This window comes from Deinococcus alpinitundrae (assembly GCF_009982895.1).
GTDB lineage: Bacteria > Deinococcota > Deinococci > Deinococcales > Deinococcaceae > Deinococcus > Deinococcus alpinitundrae.
In genome coordinates this window covers 1-264 of record NZ_WXZL01000316.1, presented here as the reverse complement: position 1 = coordinate 264, position 264 = coordinate 1, and the positions used below count along the sequence as shown (strand labels likewise).

Below are 264 nucleotides of genomic sequence, written 5' to 3'. Positions count from 1 at the left end.
GAATTTGATAACAAGCTGGTTGAACAGCTGATCCATCAAAAGGAAGAATGGAACAGGCAAAAGCGGCTGATTGAAAACAGCCTAGAGCCTTCCCCAGAAGTTCTTTACGAATTAAAGGTTGCCGAGGCAAAGTACTTTTTTTATTTGCGGGAAGCAAAAAAAAGAAATTTAAGGATCGGCAGCTGGAAGTAGCAGGTCTATTTGCATGATTCCCATCATATGCTTGTACAAGAACGAGCGAGGAGTGAGGGAATTCATGGGATC

General features: G+C 42.4%; 1 protein-coding gene. It reads left to right on the top strand.

Annotated elements, in window-relative coordinates; genetic code table 11:
- The coding region (locus GUI70_RS25855) for a YaaL family protein (RefSeq protein WP_161884592.1) at positions 1-192 on the top strand (192 nt) is incomplete at its 5' end.
- Positions 193-264: the final 72 nt, after the last annotated feature.